Annotated in this window: 14 protein-coding genes and 1 tRNA gene; 7 read left to right on the top strand and 8 right to left on the bottom strand. The window is 72.0% G+C overall.

All coding sequences use genetic code 11. From position 1 onward, the window contains the following. Positions 1-14 precede the first annotated feature (14 nt). The 6 genes from ITJ48_RS04250 to ITJ48_RS04225 all read left to right on the top strand — a co-directional run bounded on the left by ITJ48_RS04250 (position 15) and on the right by ITJ48_RS04225 (position 5,366). A complete protein-coding gene (locus ITJ48_RS04250) occupies positions 15-1,154 on the top strand; it encodes a mannitol-1-phosphate 5-dehydrogenase (protein WP_194612520.1) in 1,140 nt (379 codons plus the stop codon). Beyond that, complete coding sequence (locus ITJ48_RS04245; RefSeq protein ID WP_194612519.1) at positions 1,151-1,651, top strand: hypothetical protein; 501 nt, start codon at positions 1,151-1,153, stop codon at positions 1,649-1,651. Before ITJ48_RS04250 ends, ITJ48_RS04245 begins: the two co-directional genes overlap by 4 nt. Next, positions 1,648-2,049: a hypothetical protein gene (locus tag ITJ48_RS04240; protein ID WP_194612518.1), complete on the top strand. Its 402-nt coding sequence runs from the start codon at positions 1,648-1,650 to the stop codon at positions 2,047-2,049. The genes ITJ48_RS04245 and ITJ48_RS04240 overlap by 4 nt, the downstream gene beginning before the upstream one ends. Before the next feature lie 154 nt (positions 2,050-2,203). Then, complete coding sequence (gene serA / locus ITJ48_RS04235; protein WP_194612517.1) at positions 2,204-3,793, top strand: phosphoglycerate dehydrogenase; 1,590 nt, start codon at positions 2,204-2,206, stop codon at positions 3,791-3,793. A 492-nt stretch (positions 3,794-4,285) separates the two neighbouring features. After that, a complete protein-coding gene (locus ITJ48_RS04230) occupies positions 4,286-5,029 on the top strand; it encodes a hypothetical protein (protein ID WP_194612516.1) in 744 nt (247 codons plus the stop codon). Between the two features lie 25 nt (positions 5,030-5,054). Then, positions 5,055-5,366, top strand: coding sequence for a hypothetical protein (locus tag ITJ48_RS04225; RefSeq protein WP_194612515.1), 312 nt, complete (start codon positions 5,055-5,057; stop codon positions 5,364-5,366). 165 nt (positions 5,367-5,531) lie between these two features. Here the strand turns inward: ITJ48_RS04225 and ITJ48_RS04220 are convergent, their stop codons facing one another. Further along, entirely contained in the window at positions 5,532-6,167 is a 636-nt protein-coding gene (locus ITJ48_RS04220) for an MBL fold metallo-hydrolase (protein WP_194612514.1), read from the bottom strand. Positions 6,168-6,322: 155 nt separating this feature from the next. Here ITJ48_RS04220 and ITJ48_RS04215 point away from each other — a divergent pair. Next, a tRNA-Glu gene (locus tag ITJ48_RS04215) sits at positions 6,323-6,398 on the top strand. Between the two features lie 260 nt (positions 6,399-6,658). Here the strand turns inward: ITJ48_RS04215 and ITJ48_RS04210 are convergent. The 7 genes from ITJ48_RS04210 to ITJ48_RS04180 form a co-directional block, all read right to left on the bottom strand. Then, positions 6,659-7,642, bottom strand: coding sequence for a carbohydrate ABC transporter permease (locus tag ITJ48_RS04210; RefSeq protein ID WP_133737753.1), 984 nt, complete (start codon positions 7,640-7,642; stop codon positions 6,659-6,661). Beyond that, on the bottom strand, positions 7,639-8,778 hold the full coding sequence (locus ITJ48_RS04205; RefSeq protein ID WP_123546465.1) for a carbohydrate ABC transporter permease: 1,140 nt from the start codon (positions 8,776-8,778) through the stop codon (positions 7,639-7,641). The genes ITJ48_RS04210 and ITJ48_RS04205 overlap by 4 nt, the downstream gene beginning before the upstream one ends. Before the next feature lie 126 nt (positions 8,779-8,904). Further along, a complete protein-coding gene (locus ITJ48_RS04200; protein WP_194612513.1) occupies positions 8,905-10,263 on the bottom strand; it encodes an ABC transporter substrate-binding protein in 1,359 nt (452 codons plus the stop codon). A 134-nt stretch (positions 10,264-10,397) separates the two neighbouring features. Further along, entirely contained in the window at positions 10,398-11,471 is a 1,074-nt protein-coding gene (locus ITJ48_RS04195; RefSeq protein WP_194612512.1) for a LacI family DNA-binding transcriptional regulator, read from the bottom strand. A 154-nt stretch (positions 11,472-11,625) separates the two neighbouring features. Further along, the gene (locus ITJ48_RS04190; RefSeq protein ID WP_194612511.1) at positions 11,626-12,306 is read right to left on the bottom strand and encodes an alpha-ketoglutarate-dependent dioxygenase AlkB; all 681 of its coding nucleotides are present in this window, start codon (positions 12,304-12,306) and stop codon (positions 11,626-11,628) included. Between the two features lie 50 nt (positions 12,307-12,356). After that, complete coding sequence (locus ITJ48_RS04185) at positions 12,357-13,994, bottom strand: PQQ-binding-like beta-propeller repeat protein (RefSeq protein ID WP_194612510.1); 1,638 nt, start codon at positions 13,992-13,994, stop codon at positions 12,357-12,359. Further along, positions 13,991-15,583, bottom strand: a complete 1,593-nt coding sequence (locus tag ITJ48_RS04180) for a PQQ-binding-like beta-propeller repeat protein (protein ID WP_194612509.1) — start codon at positions 15,581-15,583, stop codon at positions 13,991-13,993. The genes ITJ48_RS04185 and ITJ48_RS04180 overlap by 4 nt, the downstream gene beginning before the upstream one ends. Between the last annotated feature and the right edge of the window lie 184 nt (positions 15,584-15,767).

Genomic DNA, 15,767 nt, shown 5'->3' with positions numbered 1-15,767 from the left:
GCATGATCTAGGGCATGGCAGCGAGCAAGAAGGCAGTGCACTTCGGTGCGGGGAACATCGGTCGGGGCTTCGTGGCGCAGTTCCTGCACGCGAGCGGCTACGAGGTCGTGTTCGCGGACGTCAACGACGAACTGATCGGCCTGCTGCAGCAGCAGTCGTCGTTCGAGGTGCACGAGGTCGGCGAAGAGAGCCGCACCACCGTGGTCGACGGCTACCGGGCGATCAACAGCCGCACCGACGAGGAGGCGCTGGTCGCCGAGATCGCGTCCGCCGACGTCGTCACGACGGCCGTGGGCGCCCGCATCCTCCCGTTCGTCGCCCCCGTGATCGCCCGCGGGCTCGCCGCCCGTGACGCCTCCCTGGCGCCGCTCGCCGTGATCGCGTGCGAGAACGCGATCAACGCCACCGACTCCCTGGCCGAGGCCGTGCGCCAGGCCGACCCGGCCGAGAACGCCGTCTTCGCCAACTGCGCGATCGACCGCATCGTCCCCGAGCAGGCCGCCGGCTCGCTCGACGTGACCATCGAGTCGTTCTTCGAGTGGGTCGTCGAGAGCACGCCCTTCGGCGCCGACCGTCCCGACATCACGGGCGTCACCTGGGTCGACGACCTGGAGCCGTTCATCGAGCGGAAGCTGTTCACGGTCAACACCGCCCACGCCGCCGCCGCCTACCACGGCTTCTCGCGCGGCCTCGAGAGCATTCGCGAGGCGCTGGCCGACGAGGCCGTGCTGGCCGAGGTCCGCGGCGCGCTGCGCGAGACCACCGAGCTGCTCGTCGCCAAGCACGACCTCGACCTCGACGAGCAGCAGGCCTACGTCGAGAAGAACCTGGTGCGCATCTCGAACCCGCACCTGCCCGACACGACCGAGCGGGTCGGCCGTGGCCCGCTGCGCAAGCTCAGCCGCCACGAGCGGTTCGTCGGACCGGCCACGCAGCTCGCCGAGCGCGGGCTCGGACACGACGCGCTCGTCCGTGCGGTCCGTGCGGCGCTCGACTTCGACGTGCCGGACGACTCCGAGAGCGTCGAGCTGCAGGCGCTGCTCACGTCGGGCCTCCCCGATGAGGAGCTGACGGTCACGCTCACCGGCGTCGAGCAGGGCCACCCGTTGTTCCCGGCGCTGCTGGAGGCGGTCTCGTCGAAGACGGCGGCATGACCGACCCGTCCCCGGCGCGCCCCGAGCCACACGAGATCGACGAGCACGACGAGATCGACGACCACGACGAGATCGACGAGCCAGACGAGCAGGACGACGCCCTCAGCTGGGGCGACGAGCGCGACGCCAGCCACGTCGAGGGCCCCGCGCCCGTCTCGCAGGCCGACCCCGAGGCCGACGGTGAGCTCCCCGGGGGGATGAGCAGCGCCTCCCTGGTGGGCCATGGCGTCTTCGGCGGCGTCGCGCTGTTGTCCTGCGTCGGCTGGCTCGTCTCGAGGGACCAGTTCCTCCTCTCGTTCGGCGGCACCGCCGTCGACCGCGTGCAGACGGCGCTGTGGCTGCTCGGCGTCGCGCTGGCGATCGTCGCGCCCGCGGTGTGGTTCGTGACCACGATCCTGCTCGTGCCGCAGTCGCGGTCGTCGCGCCGCCTCCTCGTGTTCGCCGTCGGGGCGGTCGCCCTGGCGCCGTGGCCCCTCGTGATCGGAGGAGGCGCGTGACCGCCCGCGAGACCGGCCCGGTCACGCAGCCGGTCGGCCCCGCCGTCGCCCCACGCCGTCGTGGCCCCCGCGTCGGTGTCGTCGTGGTCGCCGCCCTGGCCGCCCTGTTCTTCGCCTACGACCTGTACGAGGCGATCACCAACCTCGTGCTCGTGCCGCAGGACGTCCGCTACCAGAACAACGAGTTCTTCGACGAGGTCGGGGTCGACGGCCTCGCCGCCTCCCCGCCCTGGGCCGCGCTCGTCGCCAACGTGCTGCTGCCGGTCGTCGCGTGGGTCGGTGCGCTCGTCGTGGCGCGCCGACGGCCGCTCTGGCAGGTCGTGCTCGCCTTCGTCGCGGCGCTCGCTCTCGTCGGCTCGGTGTCGCTCACGATCACGGCGTACGTGCTCAGCATCTGATCCGAGCCGCCCGGCCGTGCGCCCCGGCGGCGGACGCAGGGCGGGGCGTCATGTGCGCGTCATGCGCCGCCCGAGTCGATAGAGTGCACAGCAGCCGCGCCCACGGCGCGTCGCGGCGTTCACCCCAGACCCCTCTCGTTAGGACATCGTCTCCGTGGCCAAGCCCGTCGTGCTGATCGCAGAAGAACTCTCACCCGCCACCGTCGAGGCCCTCGGCCCCGACTTCGACGTCCGGTCGGTGGACGGCACCGACCGGGGCGCCTTGCTCTCCGCCCTCGCGGGGGCCGATGCCGTCCTCGTGCGCTCGGCGACGCAGCTCGACGCCGAGGCCATCGCGGCGGCTCCCGGCCTCAAGGTGATCGCCCGCGCGGGCGTCGGGCTCGACAACGTCGACATCAAGGCGGCCACGACGGCCGGCGTGATGGTGGTCAACGCGCCCACCTCGAACATCATCTCCGCGGCCGAGCTCACGGTCGGGCACATCCTGAGCCTCGCGCGGCACATCCCCGCGGCGCACTCCGCCCTCGCGCAGGGTCAGTGGAAGCGCTCGAAGTACACGGGCGTCGAGCTGTTCGAGAAGACGGTGGGCATCGTCGGCCTCGGGCGCATCGGCGCGCTGATCACGGCCCGCCTGCAGGCCTTCGGCGTGAACGTGGTCGCCTACGACCCCTACGTCACCCCGGCCCGAGCCCAGCAGCTCGGCGTCACGCTGCTCTCCCTCGACGAGCTGCTCGCCACCGCCGACTTCGTCACCATCCACATGCCCAAGACGGCGGAGACGACCGGCATGATCGGCCTCGACCAGATGAAGGCGATGAAGCCGACGGCGTTCGTCGTCAACGTCGCCCGTGGCGGCCTGATCGACGAGGACGACCTCTACACGGCGCTCACCACGGGAGAGATCGCCGGCGCGGGCCTCGACGTCTTCGTGTCCGAGCCCCCGGTCGACCAGAAGCTGCTCGGCCTCGAGAACGTCGTCGTCACCCCGCACCTCGGCGCCTCGACCGACGAGGCTCAGGAGAAGGCGGGGGTCTCGGTCGCGCGCTCGGTGCGCCTGGCCCTCGGCGGCGAGCTGGTGCCCGACGCCGTGAACGTCGCCGGCGGGGTCATCGACCCCTACGTGCGCCCCGGCATCCCGCTGCTCGAGAAGATCGGCCAGGTCTTCGCCGCCCTCGCCGACTCGCCCCTGACCAGCGTCGACGTCGAGGTCCGCGGCGACCTCGTCGAGTACGACGTCAGCGTCCTCAAGCTCGCGGCGCTCAAGGGTATCTTCACGAACATCGTCAGCGAGTCGGTCAGCTACGTGAACGCGCCGCTGCTGGCGGAGCAGCGCGGCATCACCGTGCGGCTGCTCACCGACCCCACGAGCGAGGAGTACCGCAACGTCCTCACCGTCCGCGGCTCGCTCGCCGACGGCGGCCAGATCTCGGTCTCGGGCACCCTGACGGGCACGAAGCAGGTCGAGAAGATCGTCGAGATCAACGGCTACGACGTCGAGGTCCCGATCGCGGCCCACCACCTCGTCATGGTCTACGGCGACCGCCCGGGCATCGTCGCCGTCTACGGCAAGGAGTTCGGCGACGCCGGCATCAACATCGCCGGCATGCAGATCGCCCGCCGCAGCGCCGGGGGACAGGCCCTCAGCGTGCTCACGATCGACAGCCCCGCGCCCGACGAGCTGCTCGAGAAGGTGCGCACGGCGATCGACGCCGAGCTGCTCCGCGAGATCGACGTCACGCTGTAGCCGACAGCCCGCACCACAGCACCACAGCACGACGCCCCGGCGCCGGTCTCGCGACCGGCGCCGGGGCGTCGTGCGTCTGACGCCGATGGCTGTGGCCTGCGCCGCCCATAGAAAGACTTGTCTGTTCTTCTAGTATTTCGCATGGCTAGTGCAGAATGCGCTGCATCGAATTGAATTGGAGATCACATGACGAAATGGACTGCGACCGTGAGGCCATGGTCAACGTGGGGATCGATCGTCAGGGGGGAAGCCTCCGTGCCCCCGGCGGCTGGGTCCATGAGGGGAGACTGCCGGAGGCGTCCGAACGCTCTCCGGACAGCACTGGTGCGGAGCGTGGCGGATCGTTGCTCGTCCAAGGGGCCAAGGCCTCTGAAAAGACGTCCCATCCTGCTCACGGCGCTGGTATGCGTCACCGTACTCACGTCCAGTGTCGGACTGCGCCCGTCTGTCGCCCACGCCAGCGTCGACCAGGCCGTGGTGGGCTCGGACACAGTGGCTAAGGCCCTCGATGAGGTTCGGGGCGATCTCGTCGAGGACCCGCGTGCGGGAGTTCCGGCGGGCCTGGCGACCGCCGCGGAAGGACTCGTCGCCGAGGCGGTGGCGGTTGAGGTCGACATCCCCGACGCGGCTTCGGACGGAATCCGGATGTCAGCGGGCGACTTCACCCTGCAGATCGGTCTGCCCCACGCTGACACGGCGGGTCCGAGCGAGCATCTGCCGAATGGCAGCACGGCGTACCCGTCCGGAACATCGAGTGCCAATGCAGTGATCCCGACAGGTGACGGCGTGCAGCTCTTGTCGGTCATCACCTCTGCAGACGCGGCGGAGACGTTTGCGTACGACCTCACCATGCCGGCAGGGCACCATCTGGAGGCGACCGTCGACGGCGGTGCGCGCATCATCGATGACGAAGGCGTCGTCAAGGTCGAGTTCGAGCCTGCGTGGGCGCAGGACGCGGCGGGCGTCGATGTCCCCACGCGATATTCCGTGGTCGGCGACACGTTGACCCAGACGGTCGACCACAGAGAGGTCGCTGGCGTCTCCTATCCCGTCGTTGCAGACCCGCTTCCCGTCGTCGTCATCGTGATCACCGCGGCTGCGCTCATCGTGGTGGCTGCCGCCGCCCTGGGCGTCGCCACATGGATCGTCGTGAGCTGGTGGAACACGTGCCGAGCACAGAACAGGTATCCGCAGCTTTCCACCATCAAGGGCTTCACGGCGCGTTGCGTGCGCTGATCGACCGAGAGGCGCGTGAGGTCTGATGGACGACGACACGAACGACTGGCAGATCTGTCTGTTGCTCGTCACGGTGACGGCTGTGGTCACGGCAACCCTTGTGCTCCTCGTGGTCATCATGCTGGGTGCGGCCCTGGCGTTCACCGAGGGCACCACCATCGGCACGCCCGTTGTGGCGGTCTTCGACGGTTCTCGATCGTCGGCCGACTCGCCCACCGTGACCATCACGACGTCGTGGGTCGGCATGGGCGTGTCCCTCCTGCTCCTCTCGCTCCCGTTCCCGCTCTGGTTCGTGGTGCTCCGGCGCCAAACGTCTCCGTCGCTGTGCGATCAGTGAGACCGGCTCGACGCGGAGGGGCGCACCTGGACGGACAGGGCTCCGGATCCGTACACGGACGGCAGCGGGGCTCCCTGCACGGCGTGCACGCACGGCACGACGCCCCGGCACCGGTCTCGCGACCGGCGCCGGGGCGTCGTGCTGTGCGTGGGGGAGCGGCGGCGCCTAGAGCTCGATCGACTCGTGGGCCGCGAGCTGCACGGCGTCGCCGCCGACCGACTGCGCGCTCGCCTTCATCCGGTCGAAGTGCATCGCCAGGCCGGGGCCGGAGAGGGTCTGCTCGTGCGTCGGGAAGGCCAGCTTCGGCTTCACCGCCGCCACGTAGTCGATGACCTCGGACACCTTGAGCCACGGGGCGCCGACCGGCGTCGCCAGGGTCTCGACGGGCACGCCCGGCACGGTGAACTGGTCGCCCGGGTAGAACAGCGAGCCGTCGACCAGGACGCCGACGTTGTCGATCACGGGGATGCTCTCGTGGATCACCGCGTGCCGCGTGCCGTGGAACGACAGGGTGAAGGGTCCGGCCTCGACCGTGTCGCCGTCGGTGACGACGTGGACCTCGAACCCGTCGGCCGCGTCCGCGACGCCCTGCGGTCCGTACAGGACCGCGTCGGGGTTCGTCTCCCGCAGGTGGGCGAGCTGGTCGGGCGTCCAGTGGTCGGCGTGCTCGTGCGTCACGACGACGGCGTCGACGTCGTGCAGGTCGACCAGGGGAGCGGTGAACGAGCCGGGGTCGATGACGAGCTTGCGCCCGTCCTTCTCGACGACGAGGCAGGCGTGTTCGAGTTTCGTGAGGCGCATGAGGCCGACTGTACGCCCGCCGTGGGCCGCGGCGACCCCTCGTCGGGGACCGGTGCCCCGCCTCCTGGGCGCCCGCGGAGCGCCCGCGACACGCGGGGCGGCCTCGATTTGTGACCGGCTCGACAGCTGTGGCATACTCGACGAGTTGCAAATACGGCCCCATCGTATAGCGGCCTAGTACGTCGCCCTCTCACGGCGGTAACACGGGTTCGAATCCCGTTGGGGTCACCACCACGAAACCGCCCGGCTCTCAGCCGGGCGGTTTCGTCGTTGCGGGGCCGACCTGACGGCTCCCTCCAGCCGTTCCCCGTGGCGAGTGGGAAGTTGCGGTCCCGCGGACGGGGCGGCAGGACCGAACGTGACCATTCGGCGCAGCACGGCGTGTCCAGGCCGCACACAGCGCGGCCCGAACGCGGACGGCCCCGGCGACGTCGGGGTGACGTCGCCGGGGCCGTCCCGCCGTGAGGCAGGTCGAGCACCGCCAGGGCGATCTAGCCCTTCGTGGCGCCGGCCAGCAGGCCTCGGACGAAGAACCGCTGCAGGGCGAAGAACACGATCAGCGGCACGATGATCGAGATGAACGCCCCGGCCGTGAGCAGCTCCCACGACTGGCCGTACGAGCCGGACAGGTCCTGCAGCGCCTTCGTGATGGGCAGCCCCTGACCCGAGGTGAACACCGTCGCGACGAGCAGGTCGTTCCACACCCACAGGAACTGGAAGATGCCGAAGGAGGCGATGGCCGGCATCGACAGCGGCAGCACGATGCGGAAGAAGACCTGGCCGTGACCGGCGCCGTCCATGCGGGCCGCCTCGATCACCTCCGCCGGGATCTCGGAGATGAAGTTGTGCAGCATGAAGATCGCCAGGGGGAGCGCGAAGATCGTGTGCGCGATCCACACCTTGGCGAACGAGCCGTCGAGCCCGTTCACCCCGAGGCCGGGGAGGATGTACAGGCCCCCGACCCGGAGACCGTCGGAGAAGAGCCGGAGCAGCGGCACGAGGGCCATCTGGATCGGCACGATCTGCAGCGCGAAGACGAGCACGAACATCGTGTTGCGGCCCTTGAAGTCGATCCAGGCGAACGCGTAGGCCGCGAGGCTGGCGATCGTGATCGGGATCAGCGCCGCGGGCAGCGTGATGACGAGCGAGTTGAAGAACGCCTTGCCGAGCGTGAGGCTGTCGCCCGAGTTGAACGCGTTGACGTAGTTGTCGAGCGTGAACCCGGGGTTGGCGAAGACGGTCCACCAGCCGGTGGTCTTGATGTCGTTCGCCGGGCGGAACGACGAGATGAAGAGACCGGCCGTCGGCAGCGTCCAGATCGCCGCGATGATGAGCGCGGCGATCGTGGCGCCGCGGCTCGTCGTGCCCTTCTTCAGCTTGCCGCTCGAGCTCTCGACGGCGGCGAGGCCGCGCTTGAGCTGCCGCTCGGTGCCCGAGCCGACGGCGACCCCGACGGGGGTGGGGGTGGCGGTCATCGGATCTCCCTCTGCTTCTGGATCTGGCGGGCGTTGTAGACGACGATCGGCAGGACGAGCACGAACAGGATCACGGCCAGCGCCGAGCTGTACCCGGTGCGGCTGCCGAGCTGGAACTGGCGCACCATCTCGAAGGCGAGGATGGTCGTGTCGTTCCGGCCGCCGGTCATCGCCGAGACGATGTCGTAGACCTTCAGCGACGCGATCGAGATGGTCGTGAGCACCACGATGATGGTGGTGCGGATGCCGGGGACGGTGATGTGGCGGAACGCCTGGAACCCGTTGGTCCCGTCGAGCGAGGCCGCCTCGAGCTGCTCGGCGGGCACGCCCTTGATGGCGGCGGACAGCACCGTCATCGCGAAGCCGGCCTGGGTCCAGATCAGCACGATCACGAGCAGCAGGGTGTTCCACGGCTCGAGGCCGAGCCAGTCGACTGGCTGGCCGCCGAAGCCGACGAGGATGCCGTTCAGCAGGCCGATCTGGTCGCCCTGGCGGATGTCGTAGAAGAATTTGAAGATGATCGACGCGCCCACGAACGAGATGGCCATCGGCATGAAGACGAGCAGCTTGAGGAACTTCTCGCCGCGGCTCTTGTCGATGAAGACCGCGTAGGCGAGGCCGATGGCGGTCGCGGTGATCGGTGCGAGCAGCACCCAGATCAGCGTGTTGCCGAAGGCGGTGAGGCCGTCGGGGCTCGTGAAGACCCAGACGAAGTTGTCGAGGCCGGCGAAGCCCGAGCCGTCGTTCTTCATGAAGGCCTGGCCCGCCGTGGTGATGGTCGGGTAGATCAGGCCGATCAGGAGGAAGAACACCGCGGGGGTCATGAAGGCGATGAGTTGCAGCGAGTAGCCGGCGCCGCGCTTCGAGCGGTAGTCGAGCAGGAACAGCCCGCCGCCGAGGACGGCCGCGATCGCCGCGACCCAGATGACCGACTGGTAGAGGCCGAAGGCGAGCAGCACCACGACGGGGACGACGACGCAGACGGCGAGGCGGAGGATCGTGTACTGCAGGCCGCGGCGGGGCGCGAACTCGACGAAGACGAGCACCACGCCGACCAGCGCGGCGAAGGCGAGCAGGATCAGGGGGATCTGGGCCAGGGGCGGGATGCCCGCCAACCACTGGAAGAAACTGGACATCGCTGTCCCTTTCACGTTCGGGTACGGGGGCGCTCGGGCGCAGGCGAGAGGAAGCGGCTGCGCGCGACGGGGACGCGTGAGGGGCCGCCGCCGCACGGCGACGGCCCCTCACGGTGGGGGTGCTGGCTAGCTGGTGTAGCCGGCCTGGATCTCCTCGAGCACCGAGTCGGTGTCCGTGCCGTCGATCCAGTCGACCATGCCCTTCCAGAAGCTGTCGGAGCCGACCGACTTCGGCATCAGGTCGGAGCCGTCGAAGCGGAACGTGGTGTCCGTGCCCTGCAGGATCTCGACGGCGCTCTTCAGCAGGTCGCTGCCGGCGTTCTCGGGGTCGAGCCCCTTGTTCGCCGAGATGACGCCTCCGAGCGAGACGCGGCTGTTCGCCCAGTCGGCGCTGGCGAGGTACGCCTGCACCTTGGCGGTGTCGTCGTCGTTCGAGAACGCGGCGACGAACTCGCCGCCGCCGGTGACGGCAGCAGGGTCGTCCTCCTTCATCGGCGGGGTGAGGAAGGCCCACACGTCGCCGTCCTCGGCGACCGTGGCGGGCGTTCCCTCGGCGTTGTTCGCCGCGGTCAGGAAGCCCTCGAAGAACGAGGCCTGGTGCGTCAGCGCGCAGCTGCCGTTCGCCACGTTGGTCGCGACGTCGCCGAAGGCGGTCGAGTTGATCGACTTCACGTCGCCGTAGCCGGCGTTGACCATGGTCGGGTCCTGCAGGATCGTGCCGACGGAGTCGAACGCGTCCTTGATCTCGGGGTCGGTGAACTTGGTGTCGCCGGAGACCCACGAGTCGTAGGCGTCGGGGCCGGCCTCGCGGAGCACGAGGTCCTCGACCCAGTCGGTGCCGGGCCAGCCCGAGGCCTCGCCCGAGTTGAAGCCGGCGCACCAGGGAGCGGTGCCGGTCTTCTCCTGGATGGTCTTCGAGACCTCGACGAGCTCGTCGTAGGTCTTGGGGATCTCGACGCCCCACTCCTTGAACTTGGCGGGGGAGTACCAGACGTAGCCCTTGACGCTGGCCATCAGCGGAGCGCCGTACTGCGTGCCGTCGACCTGGCCGTACTTCTGCCAGTCCTCGGACCAGCCTTCCTTGACGTTCGCGAGCGCGTCGGCCGGGAGCTCCTGCACCTTGCCCGACTTCACCGTGTCGGCGAGCAGGCCGGGCTGCGGGAAGATCGCGAGGTCGGGGGTGTCGCCGCCCTGGACCTTGATGCCGATCTGCTTCTCGAACTCCTTGTCGCCCGTGTACTTGATCTCGATGTCGTTCTGCTTCTCCCAGTCGGCCCACGACTCCTCGAGCAGGGTCGCCTCGTCGCCGTTAATGGTGCCGTAGACGTTGACGACGCCGTCGGCCGTGCCGACCGTCCCGCCGGCGTCGCCGCCCGCGTTGGGGTCGTTGGGGTCGGCGCTGCCGGAGCAGCCGACCAGCAGGAAGCTGGATGCCGCCAGGATGGCCAGGGGGCCCGTAAACCTGCGGTGCAGGGATGCTCGCATGGTGATCTCCTCGTCGAGTTGCGATGCACGTGTCCCGCTCGTGCTGCCGAGCCGGGACACTGCCGCGCGCGTCGTCGTCGACGCGCGTCGACGATGAGTGTCACACACGCGCAGGAGGCGCGCAACAACCCGTGCTAGCGGCGAGTCGCGACGGGACGACCGGCGGGGCGGAGGGCGCCCCCGGCCTCCAGGGGCGGGGGCGCCGAGCTGCCCCGGACGACGAGCTGCGGGGCCACGAGGAGGTGCGGCGCGTCGAGCCGGCATCCCTCCAGCCGGTCGACGAGGTGGTCGACGGCAGCCGCCGCGAGCTCGACCCCGGGCGGCGAGACGGTCGTCAGGGGCGGCGAGGTCATGTCGGCGGCGAGGTCGCCGATGCTGAGCGCCACCACCGAGACGTCACGGGGGACGGAGCAGCCCGCGAACGCGGCCGCCTGGACGAAGCCCGCCAGCGCCGTCTCGTTGAACGCGACCACCGCGGTGGGCCGCGCCGGCGACGCGACGAACGCGTCGAAGGCCGAGCGGCCGCCCGTGACCGACACGGGGGCGTGGTGCACCTCGAGGGCGAGGCCCGCCGCGCGCGCCGCGTCGCCGAGGGCCCTCGAGGCTCTCGTGAGCGGGCCCGAGCCGCGCTCGTGCGAGCCGACCGACTGGCTGAGGAAGAAGGCCCGCTCGTGGCCGAGGTCGACGAGGTGCTCGACCGCGAGGCGACCCAGCGCGTCGTAGTCGGCGTCCACGAACCAGAGGCCGGCCACGTCGTCGGGGCGGCCGATGTTCGTGAAGGGGACCCGCGCCTCCGTCAGGACCGGCACGCGGTCGTCCTCCGGCAGCAGCTCCATCAGCACGACGCCGTCGACCAGGCCCTCGCTCACGAGGCTCTCCAGGCCCTCGACGTCGTCGATCGGGGTCGACCAGAGCAGGAGGTGGTAGCCGCGTTCCCGCGCCCGGTCCGTGGCCGCCGCGACGTACTCGAACTCGGACGACGTCACGCCGCGCCTGCCGTACGGGTAGTGCAGGGCCAGGATGCCGCCCCGCGAGCCCGCCAGGCCGCGGGCGAAGGCGTTCGGCGTGTAGTTGAGCTCGGCCATGGCCGCCTCGACTCGACGGCGGGTGGCGTCGGAGATCGTCCGACGGCCGCTCAGGGCGTACGAGACGGTGCTCGACGAGACGCCGGCCAGGCGCGCCACGTCGTCACGGGTCGCTGGTGCCATGCTCGTCCACCTCGTCGTCGGTCGTGCGCACAGCATACGAGCGCAGGCCCGGATGAGCGACGAGCGTCGCGCGGGAGGGAGCTGCTCCGCGGGCCAGACCGGTCGCCGTGCCTGTCTGTCCAGACCCGAGCGGCCCTCTCCGGCCGCGGGCGGCCTACGCGGGCCACACGGGTCTGAACTGCACCGAGATGCGCGGCCCGACCGCCTTGCGGGTCTTCGCGATCGCGTGCTCGTGCGTGCGCTGGCTGCTGCCGCCCATCACGAGCAGGTCGCCGTGGCCGAGGGGGAAGCGCTGCACCCTGCCCGTGCGGCGTGATCGGATCGCGAGGGTGCGCGGCGCGCCGAGGGACAGGATGCCCACCATCGTGTCGCGGTCGATCGTGCGGCCGACCCGGTCGCCGTGCCAGGCGATGCTGTCGTCGCCCGTGCGGTAGAAGCAGAGCCCGGCGCGGCGGAACAGCTGCTCGTCGGGCGCCCCGCGCCGGGTGGAGTACCACCGGTTCAGCTCGTCGCGCGCCGTGCCGAGCACGGGGTCGGGCAGCACGTCGCGCTCGCCGTAGGAGGTCACCAGCCGCGGCACCTCGACCACCCGGTCGTACATCGTCCGCGTGTCGGCCTGCCAGGGGACCTCGGCCACGAGGCGCTCGAACATCGCGTCGCTGCCCGTCGCCCAGCCGGGCACGAGGTCGAGCCACGCGCCGTCGTCGAGGGGCAGGTGCTGCACGGCCCCGTCGAGGTCGCGCAGGCCGGTGCCGCGCCTCGTGACGGGGCCCGCGCCCGTGTCGGCGTCGTCGTCGAGGCCGTCCAGCAGGGAGGAGGTGAAGGTCGTGCTCATGCCCCTCAGCCTAGCCGATCGTTCGAACACGCGTTCGAACAGGGTCGTCGTCACCACCGGGGCGCGACGACCTCGGTCGCCGCCGGTCCGGTGAGCTCGTGCGCCACGCCGTCGACGTCGACGTCGACCAGCACGCCGCCCCAGAACGACACCTGCAGCCTCCCCTGGTAGACCCAGAGCCGCTCGCCCGACGACCGGTCGAAGGCGACGACCGTCGACCGCCCGCCCGAGCTGCCGTACGCGAACGCGTAGCCGACGGTGCGTCCGGTCGCCGCCGGCACCGCGCCTCCCGGCAGCTCGACGACCGAGGTCGTGGCCCCGTCCGCCCCGTCGAGCACGCGGAGCGCGAGCGACCCGTCGTCCCCGGCGGTCGCCGCCGCGAAGAGGTCGTCGTCGGTCTGGCCGGCGAGGCCGTCCACGCTGACCGCTCCCCGGCGGTCGTGGCTCCAGCGGGTCTCGCCCGTGTCCCAGTCGACGCAGCTGACGCGGTCGTCCGCGACGTCGGTGACGACGAGGCACGTGCGGGCCGCGCTCGGCGCCCCCTGCACGTCGGGGGAGGTCGTCCACCGGGTCCGCCCGTCGAGGTCGACGGCCGTGAAGCCCCCCGATCGGCCGGCGGGCGACACGATCAGGTCGTCGTGCACGAGCGGGCCGACCAGGGCGTCCAGCCGTGTGCCCCAGTCGTGCTCGCGGCCCGTCCGCGGGTCGACGGCCACCGTGCCGTCCGGGGTCGACACCAGCGCCCGGTCCGGCAGTGCGAGGACCACGCCCGTCGTCGTGCCGGCGCCTCGCCACGTCACGTGCCCGAGGTCGTCCGCGTCCCGGACCTCGTACCGGTAGGCGCCGCCCGCGGACGGCTGGCGTCCCGTGAGGACGACGCGCCCCTCCGACTGGAACTGGTCGCTGTCCGTCGTCGTCCACGGCGCGGAGCCGTCGACGACCCGACCCGTCGCGGGGTCCAGCGCCACGAGCTTCGAGAGGGCGCCGCCCGAGGCGCGCAGCAGGAGGCGGTCGGGGTCGCCCGCCGGTCCGATCGTCGAGGCGGAGACGACCTCGGCACCGTCGAGGTCGCCCAGGTCCGCGAAGTCGTCCCGGGCGTCGTGCACCCAGGCCATGCGGCCGTCCCTCGGGTCGAGCAGCCCGACCCGCGACCCGACCTGCCGGGTGTCGCTGCCACAACCCGCGTCGTTGGCGAAGCCGTAGGTCCAGGCCGGTGCGGCGCGGACGAGCACGAGGCCGTCGTCGCCGACCGGGACCGACGGGAACCGCAGGCAGAGGGCCGGTGCACCGGGGGCGAGCGCCCCGGCGAGGTCGACGGTCCAGCCGGAGGCGGTCGGCGCCTCCCGCAGGTCGACGGTCGACGTGCCCTGCCAGGGCGACAGCCCGCCGTACACCGGCTGGCCGGGGACGAGCGCGGCGGTGACCGCCACGGCGGCGACGACGAGGGCGAGGTAGCCGAGGGCGAGGCGGCGGCCGGGCGCGAGACGGCGCCACCAGCGCGGGCCCGGCGCGGCCGGACGGCCCGACGGGCTCCCCGACGGGCTGCCGGTCGTGCTGCCCGGGGGCGGTGGGACCCGCTGCCCGTCCGCCTCCTCGGCAGCCGTCGTCCCTTCCCCGGTCGTCGGCTTCTCCCAGACCACCGCGGCGCTCGGCCGCGAGGGCTGCCACGGAGCGCGCGGGGCCGTCACGAGGTGCTCCCGACGCGGGTGCGGTCGACCAGGCGGGAGGCTGCCGCGGAGTCGTCCACGACGACGAGGGCGCCGCCCCAGAACGCGACGCGGCCGGTCGACGTCGACGTCCAGAGGCGGCGTCCGCTCGACGCGTCGTACGCGCTGACCGCGTCGGGGCTGGTCCCCGAGTCGTCCGTCTCGACGTAGACGACGGTACGCGACGAGGCGACCACCTCGTCGGCCGGGCCGAGCGGCAGGGCGACCCGGCGCGAGCCGTCCGACACGTCGAGTGCGGCCAGCTCGGGGCCGTCGTCGCGCTGCGCCACGACCCAGACGTCGTCCCGCGACTGCCCCGGCACGGGCACGACCCGGGCGGGGCCGCCGAGGTCGCGCGTCCAGAGCACTTGCCCGTCTCCCCGGTCGAGGCAGGTGACGGAGGAGGCGTCGGACGACAGGGCGAGGACGCACCGCTCCGTCACGTCGAGGGCGCCTGCCTCGACGGCGGTCGTCCACCGCCGGTCGCCGAGCGGGTCGACGGCCGACACGGTCGGGCGGGACCGTCCCGCTCGCTCGACCACGTAGAGGGAGCCATCGCCGGCCGGGCCGACGGCGGCCGTCTCGAGGGTCGTGCCCCGGCCCCGGCCCCGTTCGAGCGGACGCGTCGCGCCGGTCCGGCCGTCGACGAACGAGCTGCGGCCGTCCGCCTCGACGACGACGCCCGACTCCAGCAGCAGGGGAGTGGTGCCCACGTCGGCCCGGCCCTGCCAGACGGGCTCGGTGAGGTCGCCCGCGTCGACGAGGGAGAAGCGCCTCGACGCGTCGTCGGTGCCGCCGACGGCCCGGAGCTGCAGGCGCCCGACGGCGGCGACGCTCACGGCGGGCAGGTCGCGGCGCCCGCGCGCCACCTCCTGCGAGTCGCCGCCGTCGAGGTCGAGCGCGACCTGCGCGGCGCCGCCCGAGGTCTGGACCTGGACCAGCACACGGCCGGCGGCCGGGACGACCTGCGTCGCCGGGATGGCGAGGGCGTCCGCGTCGGGCACGTCCGCCGAGAGGTCGTGCACCCAGCGGACGCGGCCCGTCCTGGCCTCGACGAGCGCCACGCGGCTCGTGTTCCCCGACACGGCGGCGCGGCGACAGCCGGTCGAGGACGCGGCGTCGTCGGTCTCGAGGTCGACCGAGGTGCCCACGGCGACGAGACCGTCCACGGCGGCGGAGGGCCAGACGTGCACGCAGCTCGGGGGCACGTCGGGCGCGAGGAGGCCGGCGAGGTCCAGCGTCCACGCGGCGTCCGTCGGCAGGCGTCGCAGCTCGTCCGCGACGGGCGTGCCGGACGCCGGGCCGCTGCCGTAGCGGGGGACGACCGCGACCCCGACGACGAGCACGGCCGTGGTCGCGAGGGCGAGGGCGAGGTAGGCGGAGCGCAGGCGGGACGACGAGGAGGCGGTCGTCCGGCGTCGCCGTCGGGGCGCCTCCTCGTGCGGCACGGCAGGGGAGGTGCGGGAGCCGGACGCAAGGGAGACGGGCTGCGCCGCGCCGGCCTCCGGCGCGTCGGCGCGACGGCCCGCGCCGGGACGGGCCGGCAGCCAGGGAGCGTCGTCTCGCACCATGCTCGGTCGACCTCCTCGTCGGGCGGACCCGCCGCCGCACGGCGGGGGACCTGGTACCAGTCAGGACCCGCGAGGTGCCGCGCGCCCACCTCGTGTTCGGAGACCTCGCCCGCGACGCTCGCCGGGGGAATGCCGAGCCCGCGGCCGCGTTGCACCCCGCAGCACGTCGGGCAGGGGCCAGGAG

The sequence above is a fragment of the Frigoribacterium sp. VKM Ac-2530 genome, assembly GCF_015350835.1.
GTDB lineage: Bacteria > Actinomycetota > Actinomycetes > Actinomycetales > Microbacteriaceae > Frigoribacterium.
The sequence above is the reverse complement of the archived record's forward strand: the minus strand, read 5'-3'. Positions and strand labels throughout refer to the sequence as shown.

Coding starts and splice junctions, on each gene's coding strand:
- ITJ48_RS04250 (WP_194612520.1), top strand. CDS start 15: ATGGCAGCGAGCAAGAAGGCAGTGCACTTCGGTGCGGGGAACATCGGT.
- ITJ48_RS04245 (WP_194612519.1), top strand. CDS start 1,151: ATGACCGACCCGTCCCCGGCGCGCCCCGAGCCACACGAGATCGACGAG.
- ITJ48_RS04225 (WP_194612515.1), top strand. CDS start 5,055: ATGGACGACGACACGAACGACTGGCAGATCTGTCTGTTGCTCGTCACG.
- ITJ48_RS04220 (WP_194612514.1), bottom strand. CDS start 6,167: ATGCGCCTCACGAAACTCGAACACGCCTGCCTCGTCGTCGAGAAGGAC.
- ITJ48_RS04210 (WP_133737753.1), bottom strand. CDS start 7,642: ATGACCGCCACCCCCACCCCCGTCGGGGTCGCCGTCGGCTCGGGCACC.
- ITJ48_RS04205 (WP_123546465.1), bottom strand. CDS start 8,778: ATGTCCAGTTTCTTCCAGTGGTTGGCGGGCATCCCGCCCCTGGCCCAG.
- ITJ48_RS04200 (WP_194612513.1), bottom strand. CDS start 10,263: ATGCGAGCATCCCTGCACCGCAGGTTTACGGGCCCCCTGGCCATCCTG.
- ITJ48_RS04195 (WP_194612512.1), bottom strand. CDS start 11,471: ATGGCACCAGCGACCCGTGACGACGTGGCGCGCCTGGCCGGCGTCTCG.
- ITJ48_RS04190 (WP_194612511.1), bottom strand. CDS start 12,306: ATGAGCACGACCTTCACCTCCTCCCTGCTGGACGGCCTCGACGACGAC.
- ITJ48_RS04180 (WP_194612509.1), bottom strand. CDS start 15,583: ATGGTGCGAGACGACGCTCCCTGGCTGCCGGCCCGTCCCGGCGCGGGC.